This is a genomic window from Paenibacillus solanacearum (genome assembly GCF_910593845.1).
Lineage (GTDB): Bacteria > Bacillota > Bacilli > Paenibacillales > NBRC-103111 > Paenibacillus_G > Paenibacillus_G solanacearum.
In genome coordinates this window covers 82,362-103,363 of the sequence record NZ_CAJVAS010000002.1, presented here as the reverse complement: position 1 = coordinate 103,363, position 21,002 = coordinate 82,362, and the positions used below count along the sequence as shown (strand labels likewise).

Here is a 21,002-nt window from a genome sequence, read left to right as displayed (position 1 = left end):
GGGTGAAATAGTGAATGAGAATGTATCCCAATATTGGAATCGATTAAAGCAATATTGGACTCAATTTAGTAAAACGCAAAAATATACAATTGTTGCCACTGTGATCTTGATCATACTGACCATCGGTATAATAAGCTATAATTTTTCGAAAACAGAATACGCGCTCGCTTATACGAATTTGCAGCCTTCGGATGCGGCAGCGATCAAATCGTACCTTGACGGGGCCAAAATTCCGTATCAGCTCAGCGATGACGGCAAAAGCATCGGCGTGCCGCGCAGCCAGGTAGCGAGCGTCAAGCTCGCGGTTGAATCGCAGGGCTTGAACAAAAACGGCAGCATCGGGTACGGGGCGTTCAGCCAGAGCAGCACATTCGGCACGACGGACAGGGAGTTCGACGTCAAATACGTAAATGCCGTTCAAGGCGAGCTTCAGCAGCTCATTAACTCGAATAATGCGATCAGCAGCTCGAAGGTGCTCATCTCCTTGCCGAAAGAAACGGTATTTCTGCCAAAAGGCGCCGAGCCCGATAAAGCGACCGCTTCCGTCGTCCTCGATATCAAGCCGGGTTACTCGCTGGATCAGGCGAAGATCGATACGATGTACAACCTGGTTTCCCACAGCATCAAAGGGCTGCCGGCGGAGAACATTACGATCTCGGATCAGAACGGCGATATGCTTGAATATTCGAAAGGAAAGAGCAAATCTACCGGGTCGGCGACGCTCGCCGTGCAGCAGTTCGAGATCAACAACCAGTTCAAGAAGGAAGTTCAGACCAATGTGCAGCAGCTTCTCGGTGCCATTCTCGGCCGGGATAAAGTGATCGTCAGCGTGTTTTCAACGATGAACTTCGATCAGACGAAGACGGTTCAAAATTTGGTCACGGCACCGAATACCGTCGATCAAGCTGGACTCGATATTTCCATTCAGGAAATTCAGAAAAGTTACAACAGCGACAACAGCGCTCCGCAAGGCGGCGTGCCGGGGACGGGAGCGACGGATGTTCCGGGCTATCCGGGCAGCAGCAACAACGGGAAGTCCAACTCCGAAGAGATGCAGCGTACCGTCAACCGCGAAGTGAACCGGATTACGAACGAGATCGAGCTGACGCCTTACGTCGTCAAAGATTTAACGATCAATGTCGGCGTGGAGCCGCCGGATCCGAACGACCCGAATTCATTGACGCCGCAAACGATAGAAGCGGTTCGCCAAGTATTGGTCAACGTCGTGCGGGCTGCGCTCGCAGATAGCAAACAAACGTTGACGGATGAAGATTTGACGAAAAAAGTGACGGTGTTTCCCCATACGTTCGCTCGTACGAACGAAAGACAAAGCGCTAGCTCCAACGCGATGCTGCTGTATGGCGGATTGGGCGGTGTTGCACTCGCATTGCTTGCGGGCGGTGGATATTTATTCATGCGCAGACGCAAGGCGGCTGCGGAAGCGGAAGAAGAATTGCTTGAAGAAACGCCGAAGGTCGAGTTTCCGACCATCGATATCGACAATGTGAACAATGAAAATCAAGTGCGCAAACAGCTTGAACAGCTTGCGAAGAGAAAACCGGAAGATTTCGTTAATCTGCTTCGCACTTGGTTAGTAGACGAATAGAGGTGTGCAGCGCTTGGCAAAAATGCAACAACCGATGTTATCGGGCCGCCAGAAGGCTGCGATATTGTTAATCAGCTTGGGGCCGGAAGTTTCAGCTCAAATCTTCAAGCATTTGCGGGACGAAGAAATCGAACAGCTAACGTTGGAAATAGCGAACGTACGCAAAGTCGACAACCATGAGAAGGAAGCCATTATGGCTGAGTTTCACCAAATTTGTCTGGCGCAAGAGTTCATATCGCAAGGCGGTATCTCTTACGCAAAAGAAATTTTGGAGAAAGCGCTCGGCTCCCAGAAGGCGCTCGACATCATTAACCGGTTGACAGCAACGCTGCAGGTCAGACCGTTCGACTTTGCCCGGAAAGCCGACCCGGCACAAATATTGAACTTTATTCAAAACGAGAACTCGCAAACGATCGCGCTGGTGTTATCGTACTTGCAGCCGGAGCAAGCTTCCATTATCCTGTCGTCGCTTCCGCAAGAGAAGCAAGCGGACGTAGCCAAGCGGATCGCCTTGATGGACAGTACGTCCCCGGAGGTGATCAGCCAAGTGGAACGCGTCCTCGAACAGAAGCTGTCGGCAACGGTCACCCAGGATTATACGAATGCCGGAGGCATTTCCGCTGTCGTTCAAATTTTGAACGGCGTCGACCGCGGCACGGAACGGACCATTTTGGATTCGCTCGAAATCCAGGATCCCGAGCTGGCGGAAGAAATCAAGAAGCGCATGTTCGTTTTCGAGGACATTGTCAATATCGACAACCGTTCGATTCAACGGATCATACGCGACATCGAGAATGTGGATCTTCAGTTGGCGCTAAAAGTAGCGAGCGAGGAAGTGCGCGAAACGATTTTCAAAAACATGTCCAAACGGATGGCCGAAACGTTCCGGGAAGAAATGGAATATATGGGTCCGGTTCGGCTGCGTGACGTAGAAGAAGCGCAAACCCGCATCGTAGCTACGATACGCCGACTTGAAGAAGCTGGAGAAATCATTATCGCACGCGGTGGAGGAGATGATATTATTGTCTAATGTCATCAAATATTTCCAATACGTGACTGTGGAAGATTTGAAAATCGTCGAGCCGCCCGTTTCGTCTTCGCATGTTCTCAATGAAGAACAAACGGAAGATCGCGAGTCTTTGGTGAGGCAGCAGGAGCATGAAGAGATCGTGCAAATGCGCGACCAAATCTTGCAGGATGCGCAGTCGTTCGCTGAAGAACAGGTTCGCGCAGCAATGGACGAAGCGGCTGCGAGCAAGCAGCAGGCTCAAGCTGAAATCGAGCAGTGGTGGCATGACCGCAGACTGCAGGACGAGCAGACCGCCCATCAGGCGAAGGAGCAAGGCTTTCGCGAAGGCTATGCCGAAGGGCAAACGAAAGCTGCGAGCGAGCTGCGCGCACAGTACGAGGGCATGCTGCAGGAAGCTTCGCAAATTTTGGAGCAATCCTACATTCTTAAGCAGCAAATCATACAGGAGTCCGAACCGTTTTTGATCGAACTGAGCTGCTCCATTGCTGAGAAAATCGTACACCGGCAGCTCACACTGGAATCCGAGTGGATCATCGACCTGATCCAAACTGTGCTTGCACGCCGCAGGGAGAAAGGAATTATCGCCTTGTGCGTGGCGCCGGCTCATTTCTCCTATATACAAGACGCACGAGAAGAACTTTTGTTGCACATCGATTCGCAAGCCGAACTGCAAATTATCCCGGATGCTTCGGTTCATGATCACGGCTGCGTCGTCCGATCGTCTTACGGAAGCATCGACGCTAGGATCGACACGCAATTGAAGGAAATCAAAAACGCGCTTCAGCAGTTAGCGTTACGAAGCGAGGAAAACTAGGATGCAGCAGGTGCCCTCGGCAGCAAAGTATTTGGAACATTTACGCCAGATGGACCCGGTACGGGTCAATGGAAAAGTAACGCAGGTCATCGGTTTGACCGTGGAGTCCGAAGGACCGGACGCCAGCATCGGCGATGTGTGCTATATTTACCCGTTAAAATCGGACAAGCCGTTAAAGGCTGAAGTGGTCGGTTTTAAAAACAATAAGGTCATTTTAATGCCCCTTGGTGATCTTCAATCCGTAGGTCCTGGCTGCGACGTCGTCGGAACGGGCAAGCCGCTTACCGTTCAAGTCGGACATGAGCTGCTGGGCAAAGTGCTCGACGGTCTCGGACAGCCGCTCGATGGAACGTTCCTGCCATCGCGGATGACGCATTACTCGACCAACAATATGCCGAGCAATCCGCTCAAACGCCCGCGGGTACTTGAACCGATCAGCGTTGGCGTACGCTGCATCGACGGCTTGCTGACGATCGGCAGAGGGCAGCGCGTCGGTATATTCGCCGGATCCGGCGTCGGCAAAAGTACGCTGATGGGCATGATCGCCCGGAATACGTCAGCCGACGTGAACGTTATCGCCTTGATTGGCGAACGCGGACGAGAGGTGCTCGATTTTATCGAGCGGGACTTGGGGCCTGAAGGGCTTGCACGGTCCGTGGTCATCGTAGCGACATCGGACCAGCCGGCACTCATCAGGCTGAAAGGCGCGCTTATTGCGACGAGCATCGCGGAATATTTTCGCGACCGCGGCTTGAATGTGATGATGATGATGGATTCGGTTACCCGTTTTGCGATGGCTCAGCGCGAAGTCGGACTGGCCGTAGGCGAACCTCCTGCCACACGAGGCTATACGCCTTCCGTATTTGCAATGCTGCCCAAGCTGCTCGAACGTTCGGGCACCGGGCCCAAAGGGTCGATCACTGCATTTTACACGGTGCTGGTCGACGGCGACGACATGAACGAGCCGATTGCAGATGCCGTGCGCGGGATTCTTGACGGACATATTGTGCTCGACCGTCAGATTGCCAATCGCGGACATTATCCGGCCATTGATGTGCTTGCCAGCGTCAGCCGCGTGATGAAAGAGATTGTCCCGACGGAGCAGCAGCGGGCAGCGGAGAATTTGAAACGATTGTTATCTGTCTATAAAGATTCGGAAGATTTGATCAATATAGGGGCGTACCAGCGAGGGTCGAATCCGGAAATTGACAAATCGCTCGAATCGATCGAGATGATATGGGACTACACGAAGCAGCGTGTGGATGAAAAGCTGTCGTATACGGAAGCGACAGAGCGATTGATTGAACAATTTTACAGGGGATGAGCTCAAATATGAGGTTTCGCTACTCTTTTCAAAAAATCGTCGACTTGAAAACCAATGAAAAGACGCAAGCGGAGTGGATATTATCCGATGCCATCGTCAAGCTCAAGGAAGAAGAGTCCAAGTTACACGAATTGGAGCATGCCAAGACGGAAATGCAGCAAGAGCTTCACGATGTGGCCGGGCAGCGAACGACCGTCTCGAACTTGCTGCTGCTGCAAAGCTTCGTAGAGCAGATCGATCAGCGCATTCAAGCGCAGCATAAAGATTTGCAATCGGCGCAATCGGACGTCCAAATCAAGCAGAATGATCTGACGGGCAAAATGCTCGAGGAAAAGGTGTGGACCAAAGCGAAGGAACGGGCGTTCCAGCGTTTCTCGGCGCAAATGCTGAAGAAGGAACAGGACAATCTGGACGAAATGGCGACCAACCGGTTCAGAAGATTATCCTGATCGCAACTTAACGAAGGAGGTGGGGGGCGAATATGGCAAACACGGGTACGGAGCAATCCTCTTCTTACGGTGCGATGGAGCGCTTTTTGATCTGGTTCCTCATCCCTTTTGTTTTTACCGCTGTTTTACTGGGCGTGCTGCTTACGATATTTGACTATGATGTGTTGAACGGCGTGCTAAAGGCCGCGAACAAAATTCCCGTGGTGAATACGATCATTCCCGATCCGAAGACGAAGCCGGCGGATAGCAGCGCGGAGCAGACGAACGCACCGGCACCTTCCGGGAGCGCGGCGGCGCCTTCGCAGGACGACAAACTGGCGCAGCTTCAGGCCAAGCTCGATCAGCAAAGCGCCGATCTCAAGAAAGCCGAAGCGGCACTGCAGCAGCGGGATTTGCAAATAAAAGATTTGCAGCTGAAAAACAGCAGTCTGGAAGAAAAAGTGAAGACCAAGACGCTGACGGAAGACGAATATACGAATCAAATTCAGCAGTTAGCGACGATGTATTCCAAGATGACCGCTTCCAAGGCGGCTCCGATTATGGAAAACTTGACAATTCGCGAGCTGGTGCTCGTACTAAGCATGATGAAAACGGACGACCGGGTTAAAGTTTTGGAAAAAATGGACCCGAAAAAAGCAGCCGACGCGTCGATTCTGCTCAAAGACCAAACCAGCGTCCGCGATACCCAAATTGCGGCGCTGCAGGAACGGGTGAACCAACTGTCGGGGCCTGATGCGAAAACGTCAGATAAGCTGACGAAGGATGACCTTGGCGCAACGTTCGCCAACATGACGCCGAAAAGCTCGGCTGCAGTTTTACTGGAAATGCAAAAGACGAATCCGGACAAAGTCATTTCGATTTTAAGTTCGATGGATAGCGCAGGGCGCTCTAAAGTGCTGTCGGCCTTGTCCGATCAGTCGAAGGAAACCGCTGCATTAATCTCGGCCCGACTCGTTCAATAATTTACGAAAGGAGGTGAATTAATAATTATGGAAATTCAATCTCAATCCGTCATCGCAGGTGGAACGGGGGCGGCGGCAGGAGGGAACTCCGGAACCGCGTCGAATGCGGCTTCAAACGGAACGCAAGCGCCTTTTGCCACGACGCTGAATGGCATGATGTCCGGGAATTCAAGCAACAGCGGGTCGACCGCCGCGGGTGTTCAAAACGCGCAGACCGCGGTTCAACTGCTCAATCCGCTTCTCGCTTCGTTGCTGGCTAGTAACGAAGCAGCGTTAGATGGAAGCGCGGAATCGATCGGCGCACTCGCCGAACTGCTTCAGCAGCCGGAGCAAGCGGACGCATTGCTGAGCAATCCGGACCTGCAGGCTTGGTTCATGCAGCTTCAGGCGCTTGTTGCGTCGAACGGAAGCGGCCCATCCGCGGAAGAAGATCAGTCGGATGCCGAGCAAGCGAATGTCGGCTCGACCGAAGAACCGGACACGGAAGCTGCGGAGGAGGCTGTGGATCCACTCAGCCTGGCTGCGCTCGATCCGCTGTTATTTGTACCGATCGCTGACAACGGCTCGGATCTAACCGATCTCGGGGATGTGAAGGAGGATCAGAAGCAGGCTTCCTTAACTGGAGGACAGGCGGTTCAACTGCTTCATCAACTGAAGGATTGGATTCAGTCCGGCAGTCATGATTCGGAAACCAAGCAACTGCTGAAAGAATTGCCGGTCGTGCTCGCTTCGGTGACGGCCGCGGCCAATATGGCACACATACATAAGTCTTCCGCAGCGTCGTCGTCCGTTGTGCTGAACGTAAACCAAGCTAAATCGGTTGATGCTCAGAACAATGCTGACGCTATGACAGACTTGGGGCAAATCGTCTCGATCCGGCCAAAGCACTTGGAGATGCTCGCGAATAAACACGTACCGGTTACGAGCCGTTTGGAATCCGCTTCGGACGACGACAAGCCGTTATTCGAGCCGTTAGTCAGTCAGGATACGAACGAAACGGCGGCGCAGCCGATCACGGTTCAAGAGTTTATGCGACAGACGCAAAACGGACATTCCGTAAAAATGCCTGTACTGCATATGCCCGCTTCGACGTTCACGGATGATATGACGCAATTCGTCGTTTCCTCCTTCGTCATGGAGGCTTCGGCCGACGGATTCACGGAAGCGAAAATTTCGCTGTATCCTCAGCATCTCGGTCATGTCGACGTCAAATTGACGATGCATAACGGGCAACTGGTAGCGCAATTTGTTGCGGACAGCCTCGTAGGCAAAGAGATGCTCGAAAATCAGCTTTCGCAATTGCGAACAGCGCTTCAGAGCCACGGGATCCAGGTCGAGAAACTGGAAGTCAGCCAGAGCCAGAGCTTCCAATCGGGAATGTTCCAGGACGGTCGGCAGCAGCAGCAGCCGGGACAATCGGCCAAGCAGCAAAAGTCGTCTGGCGGCCGAGCAGAAGCAGTCGAAGAAGCATCGGCGGAAGAGTCCGGCGACGCGGCTGCGACCGTACGCAGCGCAAACAATGGATCGATTGACATCACGGCGTAATGCCGGCTAACGATCATTGGTTTAATGGGAGGTGAAACGATGTCCGATTCGATCATCAGTACCAAAAACGTATGGCCTTATTACGATAAGAGCAATGTTCAGCGAGCGGCAACCGGCAAGAACAACGAGCTGGGGAAGGATCAGTTTTTAAAAATCTTGATGACGCAAATGCAAAATCAGGATCCGACGCAGCCGCTTCAGGACAAAGAATTTATTGCCCAAATGGCGCAGTTTACGTCGGTGGAGCAGCTTACTAACATGAATAGCGAAATGAAGCTTCTGCGTCAATCGCTTGGATTTGCTTCGGGATTGATCGGGAAAAACGTAACCTGGAGCAGTGATACTGGCAATACGACGATACAGTCGGGAATCGTCGATTCGATCGTCATGAAAAACGGCGAACAGCTGGTCAAAATCGGCGGGGAAGAAGTGCCGCTCAGCAAAATCAGCGAAATTTCGAATCCGGAGGCCAGTCAATGACGGATCGAATAACGCTTGGCCAATTGTATCCGAACGCCGTCTCGTCGCCCGCGAGCAGGCGGACCGGCAGCAGCGGCAGCACATCGCAGCCGGCCGGGACGTTCGACCAATTGCTCCAGCAGCAGCTTGATGTCCGGTTCAGCCATCATGCGGAAGAAAGGCTGAAGCAGCGCGGCATTCGCTTTCAGCCGGAACAGCTTGCAAAGATCCAATCGGCGATCGACAAAGCGGCTACGAAAGGCGCTAAAGATTCGTTGGTGCTGATTAACGATACGGCGCTGATCGTCAATATTAAGAATCGGACCGTCATCACGGCGATCGACAGCGATTCTATGAAAGACAACGTATTTACGCAAATCGACAGCGCCATGATCATTTCGTAGAACATACAGGGCTGGCCCGAATCGGAGGCCCAAGGCTGCGGATCGACGGAAGCAGCCGTTATTAATCATTATAGGAGGCAGCAAGCCTATGCTAAAATCGCTATACTCCGGCGTTTCGGGGATGAGAGGCTTTCAAACGAAGCTTGACGTCATCGGCAACAATATCGCCAACGTAAACACAGTAGGCTTTAAATCGAGCCGCGTCATGTTCAAAGATATTTTGAGCCAGACGGTAGCTGGTGTAACGGGACCGACGGACACGCCGACAGGCGGTATGAATTCCAAACAAATCGGACTGGGTGTAACTGTCGGTGCGATTGATACGATACATACGCCAGGCAGTGCGATGACAACGAACGTGCCGACGGACTTGCGAATTGACGGGGACGGATTTTTCACCGTAAAAAGCACGGAAGATCAAGAAGTACCTTATTTAACGCGTGCGGGGAACTTTGTCGTCGATGCGAATAATCAACTTGTCACGGCAGACGGCATGTTTGTTCTTGATTCTGATGGTGCGGTCATCGATTTGGATGACCTCGGAACTGTAACTGCATTTTCCATCTCGAGCAACGGTGAAATTGTAACCGTCAACGAAGCCGGTGAATCCGTACCGAGCGCCCGTTTTATCGCGGTAGTGAAAGTACCCAACCCGGCGGGTCTCGATAAAATAGGCGGAAATCTTTATCGTACGACGCCGAACTCCAACACGGATGATTTGCCGACCGGCGACGATGCACGAGCCAATAACATCGCCATGGGCACCGGCGCGATTGTCGCTGGACAGCTTGAAATGTCCAATGTAGACTTGACTTCGGAGTTTACGGAGATGATCGTCGCTCAGCGGGGCTTCCAATCGAACTCCCGGATTATTACTACATCTGACGAAGTGCTCCAAGAGGTTGTTAACCTGAAACGATAATAGAAGCAGTGGGGAGGTTCGGCGCCTCCCCGATTTCACGCCAGTTTGGAGGATAGCTGATGATTCGGCTCACGCGGCTTAATGGAAAACAAATTACGGTCAACGCGCTATTGATCGAATCGATCGAGGAAACGCCGGACACGATGATCACACTGATCATCGGCAAAAAATTTATGGTGCTGGAGACGGTGCCCGAAGTGACCGAAGCCGTACAGCGTTTTTTCCAGTCGATCGGTCTCGTGAGTAGTACGTTAAAGAGCTTGAATTCGGAGGGGTCGTAGTTGTTTAAGAGCAAAGTCTTCATCATGGTCGTGGCGATCTTGATCGCAATCACGCTCATATTAACCGCAGCATTCGTCCTGTTGAATTACATGGACAAATCCAGTCAAAATTTGCAGGAACAAGCGCAAAACTCGGCGCGAGAAGTGAAAGCGCCAAAAAAACTGACGCCGGATCAAGTCAAGGAAAACACCACGGTCATGAAAGACATATTGACTAATTTAGCCGGCAGCAGCAAATTTGTTAAAGTGAGCATCGCATTTGAACTCGAAAACAAGAAGGCGAAAGACGAATTTGACAAGCTGGATTCCAAAATGAAGGCGATCGTCGTGCAGACGCTGGCGGATATGACGCCGGAGCAAGTTTCGGGAAGCAAAGGCTTTGATAATTTGACCTCGACCCTCATGAATAAAATGAATCCGTTTCTCTCACTAGGGAAGCTGAACCAAATTTTGGTCACGGACATCGTCATTCAATAGTGTCAAGCATGCCATGAGATACGAATAAAAGGAGGTGACGCTGATGGTAGATGTACTCTCGCAGAATGAAATCGATGCGTTGCTCGCCGCCCTATCCTCCGGCGAGATGGATGCGGAGGAACTCAAGAAAGAGGAAACGAACCGAAAGGTCAGCACCTACAATTTTAAGCGAGCAGTACGTTTCTCCAAGGATCATATCCGGAGCTTGACTCGAATTCACGAGAACTTTGCCCGATATTTGACGACCTATTTCTCCGCTCAGCTGAGAACGTTTGTGCAGATCAATGTGGTTCAGGTCGAGCAGCTGCCTTACGACGAATTTATTCGGTCGATTCCCAAGATGACCATTCTTAATATTTTCGAAGCGGAGCCGCTGGAAGGAAGAATGGTGCTGGAAGTACACCCGAACGTCGCGTTTGCGATGCTGGATCGCTTACTGGGCGGAGGGGGCACGTCGCCGCCCAAGATCAATTCGTTAACCGAGATCGAAACGATCGTGATGGAGCGAATTTTCAGCAGGGCATTCGAAAGTCTGCAAGAGGCGTGGAGATCGGTCGTCGATTTGTCGCCGCGGCTCGAGGCGCTGGAGACGAACCCGCAATTCATTCAGATCGTTTCTCCCAACGAAACGATTGCGCTCATATCGCTCAGCACCAAAATCGGCGATACGACGGGCATGATCAACCTTTGTATACCGCATGTCGTCATCGAGCCGATTATGCCGAGGTTATCGGTGCACCACTGGTTCGTTTCCCAGAAGAAAACGAGCGTTCCGGAAGAAGTGACGGCGCTGCGCTCCAGGCTTCATAAAGCGAAGCTGCCGATCATCGCCGAGCTTGGGGGTTCGCAAATCTCGGTCCGCGAATTTTTGGCGCTTGCGACCGGCGATGTGATAACGCTGAACAAATCCGTCGATGAACCGCTTGATATACGGATCGGCGAACGGCTTAAGTTTCACGGCAGCCCGGGAACGACGAGGGGAAAGCTGGCTGTGCAAATAAGCGAGATTGTCAATGAAGGAGCAGAAGAACATGACGAATAACAAAGATTATTTGTCTCAAGAGGAGATCGATGCCCTGCTGCGGCAGTCTTCCGAAAGCATTTCCTCGGGGTCTGGCTTTACGCCTCATGTGGAAGATTACTTGTCTTCGCTTGAGCAGGATGCTCTGGGCGAAATCGGCAACATTACGTTTGGTAGCGCGGCGACCGCTTTGTCAACGCTGCTGGGGAAAAAAGTAGACATTACAACGCCGAAAGTATCCATCATCGCACGGACAGAGCTCGTACAGGAATTTCCGAAGCCGCATGTAGCCGTTCACGTCAATTACGTAGACGGGTTCGACGGCATCAACCTGCTGGTCATCAAGACGCGCGACGCGCAAGTGATCGCCGATTTGATGATGGGGGGAGACGGGACCGGTCAAGATATGGAACTGTCGGAAATTCATATTAGCGCCGTTCAGGAAGCGATGAATCAGATGATGGGCTCATCGGCGACGTCGATGTCGACTATATTCAATCGATTTGTCAACATTTCGCCTCCCGGAATCGATATTTTGAATTTGGCTGAGGGCGAAGGGGCATCCAACCTGCCGCAGGAAGATGTATTCATCAAAATTTCGTTCAGGCTGAGGATTGGAGATTTGATCGACTCGACCATCATGCAGCTGCTGCCGGTAACGTTTGCCAAAGAGATGGTGTCTATACTGATGGGAGACACTGATATTCAGGAAGATGTTGCCCCTGCACAACCGGCCGCCGCGAGTCAGGCGCAGGTTCCGCAGACAGCACCGCCCGCTCCGGCCGTGCCGCCGCAAATGCCGATGCAGGAACAGCCGATGTACCAGCAGCCGTTCCCGCAGCCGATCTATGAGCAGCCGCCGATGCAGCAGCAACCGATGTATCAGCAGCCGATGTACCAACAACCCATGTATCAGCAACCGATGCAGCCGCCGATGTATCAACAACCGATGTACCAGCAACCGCCAGCGCAGCCGGCAACTTACGGCGTTCCGACTGGACGCAATGTCAATGTACAGCCTGCTCAATTTTCCAATTTTACTCCAGGGAACATCCCGCCGGTGGAAGATACGAACCTGAATCTGCTGCTGGATATTCCGCTCAAAGTAACGGTGGAGCTCGGTCGCACGAACAAAGTCATCAAAGATATTTTGGAACTTTCCTTAGGCTCCATTATTGAATTGGATAAGCTTGCGGGCGAACCGGTGGATATTTTGGTGAACAACAAGCTGATCGCGAAAGGCGAAGTCGTCGTTATCGATGAAAACTTCGGCGTACGCGTTACCGATATTGTGAATCAGTGGGATCGTATTCAAAAATTACAATAATAACGAAGCAATCGCTTAGGAGGAAAAATAACCCATGGCAAACCGGATTTTAATTGTAGACGACGCAGCTTTTATGAGAATGATGATCCGCGACATTTTGACGAAAAACGGTTATGAGGTTTGTGGCGAGGCAAACGATGGCGCACAAGCGATCGAGAAATTTAAAGAACTTCGTCCCGATCTGATTACGATGGATATTACGATGCCTGAAATGGACGGCATTCATGCGTTGAAAGAAATCAAGAAAATCGATCCTAACGCCAAAGTCATCATGTGCTCCGCAATGGGGCAGCAAGCGATGGTTATCGATGCGATCCAGGCCGGCGCCAAAGACTTTATCGTCAAGCCGTTCCAGGCCGATCGCGTCATCGAAGCAATCAAGAAAACATTGGGATAATGAATGGGAAACCGGCGTACCCGCAAAAGAGACACGGCCTGAAAGGAATGTGAACCTTGAAAAAACTCGCAACCAAGCTGTCGGCAGCCGTTTTCATGTGGGTACAAACAGCAAAGGCTGCTGTTTGTTATGGGGAAGCGGGGACGGGCTCGCCGGACACCGGCTTTATGAATTCTCCGGGTACATTAACGGGGAGTGGCACAGCGGAGTCGTTCATGATGATTGTAAAAGTGCTTTTTTTCCTTATCATTATTATCGGCATTTTTTTCGTCATAGTGAAGATCTTGGCTAAAAAATCTACATTTTTATCCGGACGTTCTATCCGCTCCATTGGGGGATTACCGCTCGGACAAAACAAATCAATACAAGTCGTGGTCATCGGCAAATCGCTCTATATCGTAGGCGTCGGCGATAATATTCAGCTGCTTGAGAAAATATCGGATGAACAGGAAGCGGCGGCCCTTATAGAGATGATGAACCCGGGGACGTCTTATACCGGACCAGCCTTCCAGACGCTTGGAGGCTGGCTGGGTAAGCTTCGGAACAAACCTGCGGCAGAAGAGGAGCTTGAGATGACAGCGACGTTTCAACAGGTGTTTCAAAAGAAAATGCAAGGGATGAAAGTCCGTAAGGAACAAATGGACGAATGGCTGCAGGAAGAGAACCAGACGGATCGGTTGAATGACAAATGAGAACAAGGCGCATTCGTTATATGCAGTTGCTCGTTCTGATGTCCTTGTTGTTGGCGCTCCCGCTTCACGCGCACGCAGCGGATCCGATCCCGGGTATCAATATCGATATTGGCGGTTCGGACAGCCCGGAGGGGGCATCCAGTACGATCACGATTCTGCTGCTTGTGACCGTACTCAGCATCGCGCCGTCGATCCTGATTTTAATGACAAGCTTCACGAGAATCGTCATCGTTCTTGGTTTTGTACGGACTTCGCTCGGCACGCAGCAAATGCCGCCAAACCAGATGCTGATCGGACTGGCTTTGTTCCTGACCTTCTTCATCATGGCGCCGACCTTCGGGGAAATTAACGAAACGGCCGTCCAGCCTTATTTGAAAGGTCAGATTCAGCAAATGGAGGCGCTGGACAAAGCATCCGTATCGATGAAGAAATTCATGTTTCAGCACACGCGGCAAAAGGATTTAAAGCTGTTCCTTGATTATTCCAAGGCGGCACCGCCCAGCGGAGTGGAGGATACGCCGCTAACGGCGCTAGTTCCGGCTTATGCGATCAGCGAGCTGAAGACGGCGTTTCAGATGGGGTTTATGATCTTTATCCCGTTTCTCGTCATCGATATGGTTGTGGCCAGTACGTTGATGGCGATGGGGATGATGATGCTGCCGCCTGTCATGATTTCACTGCCGTTTAAAGTGCTGCTGTTTATCCTCGTAGATGGTTGGTATTTGGTCGTGCGGTCACTTTTGTTAAGCTACAACACATAAACGGGCCGTCAGGGGGAGAAATAATGTGAGTTCGGAATTCATTATCCGATTGGCCGGCGAAGCGGTCTACACGACGTTAAAAGCAAGTGCCCCGATGATGGTGCTGGCGCTCGTCGTCGGTCTCATCATCAGCGTATTTCAGGCAACGACGCAAATCCAGGAACAGACACTTGCCTTCGTCCCGAAAATTGTCGTCGTCCTACTGGCACTGCTTATCTTCGGTCCTTGGATATTGACGACGCTGGCCGACTTTACCTATAACCTGTTGAATAATCTCTACAAATACGTAGGATAGGTAGTGGGTTGATGGATTGGGTTACGCAATATTTGCCTGGATTTCTGCTGTTTTTTTGCCGGATCGGTTCGTTTTTTATTCTTTCGCCCGTATTTTCGGCACAGAACGTGCCCGGGCAGTTCAAGATTGGGCTTGCATTCTTCGTATCGTTCATCGCATACTTTGGTTTCGGAACGAACATGCCGGCCGCTATGGACTCGCTTTATATATTGGCGATTATTCGCGAGCTGCTGGTCGGTCTGTGTATCGGCTTTATCGCCTACATGTTCTTCACGGTCGTCCAGATTGCCGGCGCTTTCATCGATATTCAGATGGGGTTCGGCATCGCGAACGTGATTGATCCGATGACAGGCGCGCAAAGCCCGATTATCGGGAACTTCAAATATGTCATTGCGCTTCTGTTGTTCCTGACGTTTAACGGTCACCATTACTTGCTTGAAGGCATCATGCGAAGCTATGAGTGGATTCCGCTAGACAACGAGCTGTTTGTCAAAAATTCGAACGGTCAATTATGGACATTCATGGTCAAAACGTTTTCATCCGTATTTTATTTAAGCTTTCAGCTGGCTGCACCGATCGTTGTCGCCTTATTTCTAACAGATCTGGGGCTTGGCTTGCTGGCGAGAGTAGCTCCGCAATTCAATATTTTCGTGGTCGGGGTTCCGATCAAGATCATCGTCGGTTTTTTGCTGCTGCTGCTGCTGTTTCCCGGCTATGAATTGATTTTCAAAGATATGTTCGCTTCCATGATCGATTCGGTCGGAAATTTTTTCGGTTTGTTCAGAACGTAGAACGGAGGAACGGCTGTGTCGTCTTTTCGCTTACAACTGGATCTGCAGCTGTTTTCCGGGGAAAAAACGGAGCCCGCGACGCCGAAAAAACGGCAAGAGGCCAGAAAAAAGGGCCAAGTCGCGAAAAGCATGGATTTGCCGGCGGCCTTCATCCTGTTTTTCTCGTTTCTATCGTTCTTTCTGCTTGGCGGCTATATGAAAGAGAAGCTGGTGTCGCTCTTTCAATCGATTTTTTACAACTTTTTAACGCTCAATTTGTCCATGAATAACATCATGGTGCTGTTCGAGACGGTTTCGCTCCAGATGCTGCTGATTTTAGGGCCGATCTTTCTGATTTCGATCGTTATTGCGGTGCTCGGCAACTATTTGCAAATCGGATTTTTGATGACCGGCGATCCGCTCATGATGAAGTTCAGTAAAATCAACCCGCTGGAAGGTGCGAAAAAGCTATTCTCGCTGCGCGCGGTGGTCGATTTCCTGAAGTCGATGCTGAAAATGACGATTATCGGCATCGTCGTGTACCAGACGCTGTGGGGCGAGAGAGAGCATATCATGCAGCTGGCGCGTCTGCCGCTCGAGGAAATTATTATTTACGCTTCGGCCGTTACGCTTCGGCTCGGAATCAAAATCGGGTTTGTATTGATCGTGCTGGCGATTTTGGATTATATATACCAGAAGTACGAGCATGAAAAAAGCTTGAAAATGTCCAAGCAGGATATCAAGGATGAATACAAAAAGTCGGAGGGCGATCCGCTCGTCAAAGGGAAAATCCGTGAGAAGCAGCGCAGGATGGCGCTGCAGCGCATGATGGCGGAGGTGCCGAAAGCGGATGTCGTCATCACCAACCCGACGCACTTTGCCGTTGCCATTCAGTATGACGCCGGCAAAATGCAGGCCCCGACGGTCATTGCCAAAGGGACCGATTACATTGCGCTCAAAATCAAACAGGTTGCCAAAGATAACGGCATTATAACGATGGAAAACAAACCGCTGGCCCGGGCTCTGTATGCTCAAGTGGAAATCGGCGAGTCGATTCCTTCTGACATGTTCCAAGCGGTGGCCGAGGTATTAGCATATGTGTACAAAATGAAAGGCAAATAATAATTCGTCATGAAAGGGGGCATCGGCATGAAAGCGAGAGATTTGGTCGTGCTGATCGGTATTATCGGTATCGTGCTTATGATGGTTGTTCCACTGCCGATTTGGCTGCTGGATGTCCTTTTGATCATCAATATATCGATTGCGCTCATGATTATTTTGGTGGGGATGAACACGCAGGATGCGCTGCAGTTCTCCATCTTCCCGTCGCTGCTGCTGATTACCACGCTGTTCCGCTTGGCGCTGAACGTCTCGACGACAAGAAATATTTTGGCGAATGCGGATGCCGGCAATGTGGTCAGAACCTTTGGTTCGTTCGTAGCCCAAGGCAACATCGTCGTCGGTTTTGTTGTCTTTATCATTTTGGTATTGGTGCAGTTTATCGTCATTACCAAAGGTTCTGAGCGCGTTGCCGAGGTCGCGGCGAGATTTACTCTCGATGCCATGCCCGGCAAGCAAATGGCGATCGACGCCGATTTGAACGCAGGGCTCATCAATGAGCATCAAGCGAAGGAGCGGCGGGAAAAAATCGCCAGGGAAGCCGACTTCTACGGCGCCATGGACGGAGCGAGTAAATTCGTCAAAGGCGATGCGATCGCGGGCATCATTATGCTGCTCATCAACATCCTCGGCGGTCTCGTCATCGGAATGGCGATGAAAGGCATGTCGCTGGCCGAGGCTGGAGAGCTGTACTCGATTCTGACGATCGGCGACGGTCTGGTCAGTCAAATTCCGGCACTCTTGATCTCCACGGCAGCCGGCATTATCGTTACGAGAGCGGCCTCCGACGGCAATCTGGCATCCGATTTGACGTCGCAGATTTTCTTGTATCCGAAGCTGCTGTATATTGTGGCCGGCACGATCGCCGCGCTTGGCATTTTTACGCCGATCCATTTCTTCACTACGTTTCCGATTGCCGGTTTGCTGGTGTTTGCTTCTATTAAAATGCAGCAGACGATGGCCCGCAGACAAGAGCAGGAAGTGCAGCTTGAAGAAGAGCAGCAGATTGAAGAAGTGCGCAGCCCCGAGAGTGTCATCGGCTTGCTGCAGGTAGACCCGATCGAATTCGAATTCGGCTACGGCCTGATTCCGCTTGCGGATACGCAGCAGGGCGGCGATTTGCTGGACCGGATCATCCTGATCCGCCGCCAGTGCGCGCTTGAGCTGGGCATTGTCGTGCCGGTTATCCGGATTCGCGATAACATCCAGCTGCGACCCAATGAGTACGTGATCAAGATCAAAGGCAATACGGTCGCCCGCGGCGACTTGCTGCTGAACCATTACCTCGCTATGAGCCCGGGCATCGAGGATGAATCCATTGCGGGCATTGACACGGTGGAACCTGCATTCGGGCTGCCGGCACTCTGGATTGACGAAGCGACGAAAGAACGGGCGGAGCTGTCGGGCTACACCGTAGTCGATCCGCCGTCGGTCGTGGCGACGCATCTGACGGAAATCATCAAGAAGCATGCACACGAGCTGCTTGGACGTCAGGAGACGAAGGCGTTGATCGAGAATGTTAAGGAAAACTATCCGGCGCTTGTCGACGATCTGATTCCGAGCATTCTCTCGACGGGCGATGTGCAGAAAGTGCTGGTGAAGCTGCTGAAAGAGAAAATTTCCGTGCGCGATCTCGTGACCATTCTCGAGACGCTGGCGGATTACGGAACCTATACGAAAGATCCGGAGATTTTGACCGAATACGTGCGGCAGGCGCTCTCCCGCCAAATTACGCAGCAGTTCACGACCAGCGGCGATTCCTTGAAAGTCATTACTGTCGGTCCGACGCTGGAGAAAAAGATCGCCGAGTCGGTTCAACAATCAGATCAGGGCAGCTATCTGGCGCTGGACCCGAGTTCCACGCAGCTCATTTATCAGAAAATTACCGATCAGGTAACCAAACTATTGCAGGCGGGGCAGCAGCCGATTGTGCTGACATCCCCGACAATCCGCATGTATTTGAGACAGCTGATGGAACGAACGATGCAGGATATTCCGGTATTGTCCTACAGTGAGCTCGAGCCGAATGTCGAAATCCAAAGCATGGGGGTTGTGAATTTATGAGAGTAAAGCGGTATGTTGTAGACTCGATGCCGGATGCCCTTCAAAAAATTAGAACCGATCTGGGGAAAGACGCAGTTATTTTAAATACGAAAGAGATACGGTCGGGCGGCTTTCTCGGATTGTTCGCTAAAAAGAAAATCGAAGTCATCGCAGCTACGGACACCGCCGCTTCCGGCGGCGCGCAGGCGCCGATGAAACCGACAACTGCGCCGGCGCCGATGAAACCGACAACTGCGCCGGCCAATCCGGCGGCGACGGTCATGGCGGCAGCGCCGAAGACGTCGAGACAGGCGGCGGCATCGGCCTACGGAATGCAGCGCGAAGAGAAGGTACCGCTTGCTTTTCCGGAAGTACCCGATGTGCTGCCGCCGGCCGCAGCCCCAGAGCCTGCACTGGCTCCTGCTATGGCTGACATTCCTGTGCTGCGGTCCGCTTTTCGCGATGCCGCCGCTGCGGCAAAGAAAGGCACTGTCGCGGTCAAGGAGTTCAGGGAAGAGACGCCGCCGGGCAGAGAAGACTTGCTGCTTGAGGAAATCAAGCAGATGAAGCAATTGATGCAGCAGTTGTCGGGCTCGCAGAACGCGGCGCCTTCCGTAGATCCGGAGCTGGCGCGGATCGAGCGAAGATTGATCGAGCAGGAAATTGACCGGGACTACGCCGCGCACCTGCTGGCCGCAGCCGCCGAAGAAGCGAAGGCGCAGGACGTCCCGCTGACTGCCGAATTCGCGGTTCGGTCGATACGGCGTCAACTGCGCGAGCTGCTGCAGCCGCGAGGCAAGAAAGTGATCGCGCCGGATACGCGCATCGCTCATTTTGTCGGACCGACCGGCGTCGGGAAGACGACGACGATCGCCAAGCTCGCGGCAGAGCAGGTGCTGAAGCACCGCCGCAAAGTCGGCTTCATTACATCCGACACGTACCGGATCGCCGCAGTCGAGCAGCTCAAGACCTACGGCACGATACTGAATGTGCCGCTGGAGGTTGTCTTCTCACCGCTTGATTTAACCCAGGCGTTCGAACGGCTCCGGGATTGCGATTTGATCTTCATGGATACGGCCGGCCGAAACTTCCGCAACGAAATGTATGTATCCGAACTGAACGCGCTGCTGCATTCCGAACGGAAGAGCGAGACATTTCTCGTGCTGAGCATGACGACCAAATATAAAGATATGAGCGCCATAACGAACAACTTCAGCAATTTCAAGCTGGACAAGGTGTTGTTCACCAAGATGGACGAGACCGATTCGTACGGGGCGATTGTCAATCTGATACGCGATCACGGTTTGCAGACCTCCTATACGACCAACGGGCAAAATGTGCCGGACGATATCGTCGAGCTGAACGAGGAGCAAATCATCGATTTGATTTTGGAGGAAAACCAACATGAATGATCAGGCGCAAAGGCTTCGAAATCTGATCAGCAACCGAGATGCGCAGCCTCTCAAATCAACAAGGATCATTACCGTGACCAGCGGCAAGGGAGGTGTCGGCAAGTCCAACTTCACGCTTAACTTTGCGCTAGCCTTGCAGCGAAAAGGGTTCAAGGTGCTCGTGTTCGATGCGGATATCGGACTTGCCAACATCGATGTGTTGATGGGCATGACAGCCAAGTACAATTTGTATCATTTACTAAAAAAAGAAAAGACGATTTGGGAAATCATTCAGACCGGTCCGGAAGGGCTTCAGTTTATCGCCGGCGGCTCCGGATTCCAGGATCTGATTCGGTTGACCGAGGAGCAGCTTGACGATTTCGCCGATCAAGTAGGCCAGCTAAACGGGCACGTCGACTATATTATTTTCGATACGGGCGCAGGGCTGTCCAAAGAAACGCTGAAGTTTATTTTGGCGGCGGAGGAAACGATCGTCGTGACGACGCCGGAGCCGACTTCGATTACGGATGCTTACGCGATCATCAAAATGGTGCATGCGATGGATCATGACATTCCGTTTCGCCTTGTCGTCAACCGGGTCGCGGACCGGCGGGAAGGATGGCAGACAGCTGAAAAAATCAGCATGGTTGCCAAGCGCTTCTTGCAGCTCGATATTCCGACCCTCGGGTACGTTGCGGATGATCGAAACGTATCCAAGGCGGTCAAAAGGCAAATTCCGTTCACGATTGCGTATCCTTCCTGCGAGGCTTCGCGAGCGATCGACGAGCTGGCGGACGATTTCCTTGCGAAGCAGTTGCCGGCCGAAGCGCAAAGCGGCGCGGTCAAAGGGTTTTTGAACAAAATGATCAAGCTTCTTAAACCGTGAGTATCGACCGCTAGCCGGAAAATTGGA

At 52.0% G+C, this 21,002-nt stretch carries 23 protein-coding genes; all 23 read left to right on the top strand.

Annotation, left to right across the window (positions count from 1 at the left end):
* Positions 1-10: 10 nt before the first annotated feature.
* The 23 genes from fliF (at position 11) to KXG62_RS02690 (ending at position 20,975) form a co-directional block, all read left to right on the top strand.
* The gene (gene fliF / locus KXG62_RS02800) at positions 11-1,606 is read left to right on the top strand and encodes a flagellar basal-body MS-ring/collar protein FliF (protein ID WP_218090403.1); all 1,596 of its coding nucleotides are present in this window, start codon (positions 11-13) and stop codon (positions 1,604-1,606) included.
* A 22-nt stretch (positions 1,607-1,628) separates the two neighbouring features.
* Positions 1,629-2,636 (top strand): flagellar motor switch protein FliG, encoded by a 1,008-nt coding sequence (gene fliG / locus KXG62_RS02795; protein WP_246627288.1) that lies wholly within the window; start codon positions 1,629-1,631, stop codon positions 2,634-2,636.
* A complete protein-coding gene (locus tag KXG62_RS02790; RefSeq protein WP_218090402.1) occupies positions 2,629-3,450 on the top strand; it encodes a FliH/SctL family protein in 822 nt (273 codons plus the stop codon). Before fliG ends, KXG62_RS02790 begins: the two co-directional genes overlap by 8 nt.
* Before the next feature lies 1 nt (position 3,451).
* Positions 3,452-4,774 carry a flagellar protein export ATPase FliI gene (fliI, locus tag KXG62_RS02785; protein WP_218090401.1) on the top strand — a complete coding sequence of 441 codons (1,323 nt, stop codon included), beginning with the start codon at positions 3,452-3,454 and terminating at the stop codon, positions 4,772-4,774.
* 8 nt (positions 4,775-4,782) lie between these two features.
* A complete protein-coding gene (gene fliJ, locus KXG62_RS02780) occupies positions 4,783-5,223 on the top strand; it encodes a flagellar export protein FliJ (protein WP_218090400.1) in 441 nt (146 codons plus the stop codon).
* Between the two features lie 32 nt (positions 5,224-5,255).
* Positions 5,256-6,185 carry a MotE family protein gene (locus tag KXG62_RS02775; RefSeq protein WP_218090399.1) on the top strand — a complete coding sequence of 310 codons (930 nt, stop codon included), beginning with the start codon at positions 5,256-5,258 and terminating at the stop codon, positions 6,183-6,185.
* A gap of 27 nt (positions 6,186-6,212) precedes the next feature.
* Positions 6,213-7,730, top strand: coding sequence for a flagellar hook-length control protein FliK (locus KXG62_RS02770; RefSeq protein ID WP_218090398.1), 1,518 nt, complete (start codon positions 6,213-6,215; stop codon positions 7,728-7,730).
* A 39-nt stretch (positions 7,731-7,769) separates the two neighbouring features.
* Entirely contained in the window at positions 7,770-8,210 is a 441-nt protein-coding gene (flgD, locus tag KXG62_RS02765; protein WP_218090397.1) for a flagellar hook assembly protein FlgD, read from the top strand.
* On the top strand, positions 8,207-8,593 hold the full coding sequence (locus KXG62_RS02760) for a TIGR02530 family flagellar biosynthesis protein (RefSeq protein ID WP_218090396.1): 387 nt from the start codon (positions 8,207-8,209) through the stop codon (positions 8,591-8,593). The genes flgD and KXG62_RS02760 overlap by 4 nt, the downstream gene beginning before the upstream one ends.
* An 88-nt stretch (positions 8,594-8,681) precedes the next feature.
* A complete protein-coding gene (flgG, locus tag KXG62_RS02755) occupies positions 8,682-9,515 on the top strand; it encodes a flagellar basal body rod protein FlgG (RefSeq protein ID WP_218090395.1) in 834 nt (277 codons plus the stop codon).
* Positions 9,516-9,574: 59 nt separating this feature from the next.
* A complete protein-coding gene (locus KXG62_RS02750) occupies positions 9,575-9,796 on the top strand; it encodes a flagellar FlbD family protein (RefSeq protein ID WP_218090394.1) in 222 nt (73 codons plus the stop codon).
* Entirely contained in the window at positions 9,797-10,273 is a 477-nt protein-coding gene (locus KXG62_RS02745) for a flagellar basal body-associated FliL family protein (protein WP_246627267.1), read from the top strand.
* Between the two features lie 43 nt (positions 10,274-10,316).
* Positions 10,317-11,315 carry a flagellar motor switch protein FliM gene (gene fliM, locus KXG62_RS02740; protein WP_218090393.1) on the top strand — a complete coding sequence of 333 codons (999 nt, stop codon included), beginning with the start codon at positions 10,317-10,319 and terminating at the stop codon, positions 11,313-11,315.
* Entirely contained in the window at positions 11,305-12,621 is a 1,317-nt protein-coding gene (gene fliY, locus KXG62_RS02735) for a flagellar motor switch phosphatase FliY (protein ID WP_218090392.1), read from the top strand. Before fliM ends, fliY begins: the two co-directional genes overlap by 11 nt.
* Positions 12,622-12,655: 34 nt before the next feature.
* Positions 12,656-13,018, top strand: coding sequence for a response regulator (locus KXG62_RS02730; RefSeq protein WP_218090391.1), 363 nt, complete (start codon positions 12,656-12,658; stop codon positions 13,016-13,018).
* Positions 13,019-13,074: 56 nt separating this feature from the next.
* Entirely contained in the window at positions 13,075-13,710 is a 636-nt protein-coding gene (locus tag KXG62_RS02725) for a flagellar biosynthetic protein FliO (protein ID WP_246627266.1), read from the top strand.
* A complete protein-coding gene (gene fliP / locus KXG62_RS02720; protein ID WP_218090390.1) occupies positions 13,707-14,471 on the top strand; it encodes a flagellar type III secretion system pore protein FliP in 765 nt (254 codons plus the stop codon). Before KXG62_RS02725 ends, fliP begins: the two co-directional genes overlap by 4 nt.
* A gap of 25 nt (positions 14,472-14,496) precedes the next feature.
* Positions 14,497-14,766 carry a flagellar biosynthesis protein FliQ gene (gene fliQ, locus KXG62_RS02715; protein ID WP_218090389.1) on the top strand — a complete coding sequence of 90 codons (270 nt, stop codon included), beginning with the start codon at positions 14,497-14,499 and terminating at the stop codon, positions 14,764-14,766.
* An 11-nt stretch (positions 14,767-14,777) separates the two neighbouring features.
* Positions 14,778-15,557: a flagellar biosynthetic protein FliR gene (gene fliR / locus KXG62_RS02710; RefSeq protein ID WP_218090388.1), complete on the top strand. Its 780-nt coding sequence runs from the start codon at positions 14,778-14,780 to the stop codon at positions 15,555-15,557.
* 15 nt (positions 15,558-15,572) lie between these two features.
* Positions 15,573-16,658, top strand: a complete 1,086-nt coding sequence (gene flhB / locus KXG62_RS02705) for a flagellar biosynthesis protein FlhB (RefSeq protein WP_218090387.1) — start codon at positions 15,573-15,575, stop codon at positions 16,656-16,658.
* Positions 16,659-16,685: 27 nt separating this feature from the next.
* Positions 16,686-18,719 (top strand): flagellar biosynthesis protein FlhA, encoded by a 2,034-nt coding sequence (flhA, locus tag KXG62_RS02700; RefSeq protein WP_218090386.1) that lies wholly within the window; start codon positions 16,686-16,688, stop codon positions 18,717-18,719.
* A complete protein-coding gene (gene flhF / locus KXG62_RS02695) occupies positions 18,716-20,110 on the top strand; it encodes a flagellar biosynthesis GTPase FlhF (protein WP_218090385.1) in 1,395 nt (464 codons plus the stop codon). Before flhA ends, flhF begins: the two co-directional genes overlap by 4 nt.
* The gene (locus KXG62_RS02690) at positions 20,103-20,975 is read left to right on the top strand and encodes a MinD/ParA family protein (protein ID WP_218090384.1); all 873 of its coding nucleotides are present in this window, start codon (positions 20,103-20,105) and stop codon (positions 20,973-20,975) included. The genes flhF and KXG62_RS02690 overlap by 8 nt, the downstream gene beginning before the upstream one ends.
* Positions 20,976-21,002: the final 27 nt, after the last annotated feature.

Coding starts and splice junctions, on each gene's coding strand:
- flhF (WP_218090385.1), top strand. CDS start 18,716: ATGAGAGTAAAGCGGTATGTTGTAGACTCGATGCCGGATGCCCTTCAA.
- KXG62_RS02760 (WP_218090396.1), top strand. CDS start 8,207: ATGACGGATCGAATAACGCTTGGCCAATTGTATCCGAACGCCGTCTCG.
- fliM (WP_218090393.1), top strand. CDS start 10,317: ATGGTAGATGTACTCTCGCAGAATGAAATCGATGCGTTGCTCGCCGCC.
- fliJ (WP_218090400.1), top strand. CDS start 4,783: ATGAGGTTTCGCTACTCTTTTCAAAAAATCGTCGACTTGAAAACCAAT.
- fliI (WP_218090401.1), top strand. CDS start 3,452: ATGCAGCAGGTGCCCTCGGCAGCAAAGTATTTGGAACATTTACGCCAG.
- flgD (WP_218090397.1), top strand. CDS start 7,770: ATGTCCGATTCGATCATCAGTACCAAAAACGTATGGCCTTATTACGAT.
- fliY (WP_218090392.1), top strand. CDS start 11,305: ATGACGAATAACAAAGATTATTTGTCTCAAGAGGAGATCGATGCCCTG.
- fliG (WP_246627288.1), top strand. CDS start 1,629: ATGCAACAACCGATGTTATCGGGCCGCCAGAAGGCTGCGATATTGTTA.
- KXG62_RS02750 (WP_218090394.1), top strand. CDS start 9,575: ATGATTCGGCTCACGCGGCTTAATGGAAAACAAATTACGGTCAACGCG.
- flgG (WP_218090395.1), top strand. CDS start 8,682: ATGCTAAAATCGCTATACTCCGGCGTTTCGGGGATGAGAGGCTTTCAA.
- KXG62_RS02770 (WP_218090398.1), top strand. CDS start 6,213: ATGGAAATTCAATCTCAATCCGTCATCGCAGGTGGAACGGGGGCGGCG.
- KXG62_RS02730 (WP_218090391.1), top strand. CDS start 12,656: ATGGCAAACCGGATTTTAATTGTAGACGACGCAGCTTTTATGAGAATG.
- KXG62_RS02775 (WP_218090399.1), top strand. CDS start 5,256: ATGGCAAACACGGGTACGGAGCAATCCTCTTCTTACGGTGCGATGGAG.
- flhA (WP_218090386.1), top strand. CDS start 16,686: ATGAAAGCGAGAGATTTGGTCGTGCTGATCGGTATTATCGGTATCGTG.
- fliP (WP_218090390.1), top strand. CDS start 13,707: ATGAGAACAAGGCGCATTCGTTATATGCAGTTGCTCGTTCTGATGTCC.
- fliR (WP_218090388.1), top strand. CDS start 14,778: ATGGATTGGGTTACGCAATATTTGCCTGGATTTCTGCTGTTTTTTTGC.
- KXG62_RS02690 (WP_218090384.1), top strand. CDS start 20,103: ATGAATGATCAGGCGCAAAGGCTTCGAAATCTGATCAGCAACCGAGAT.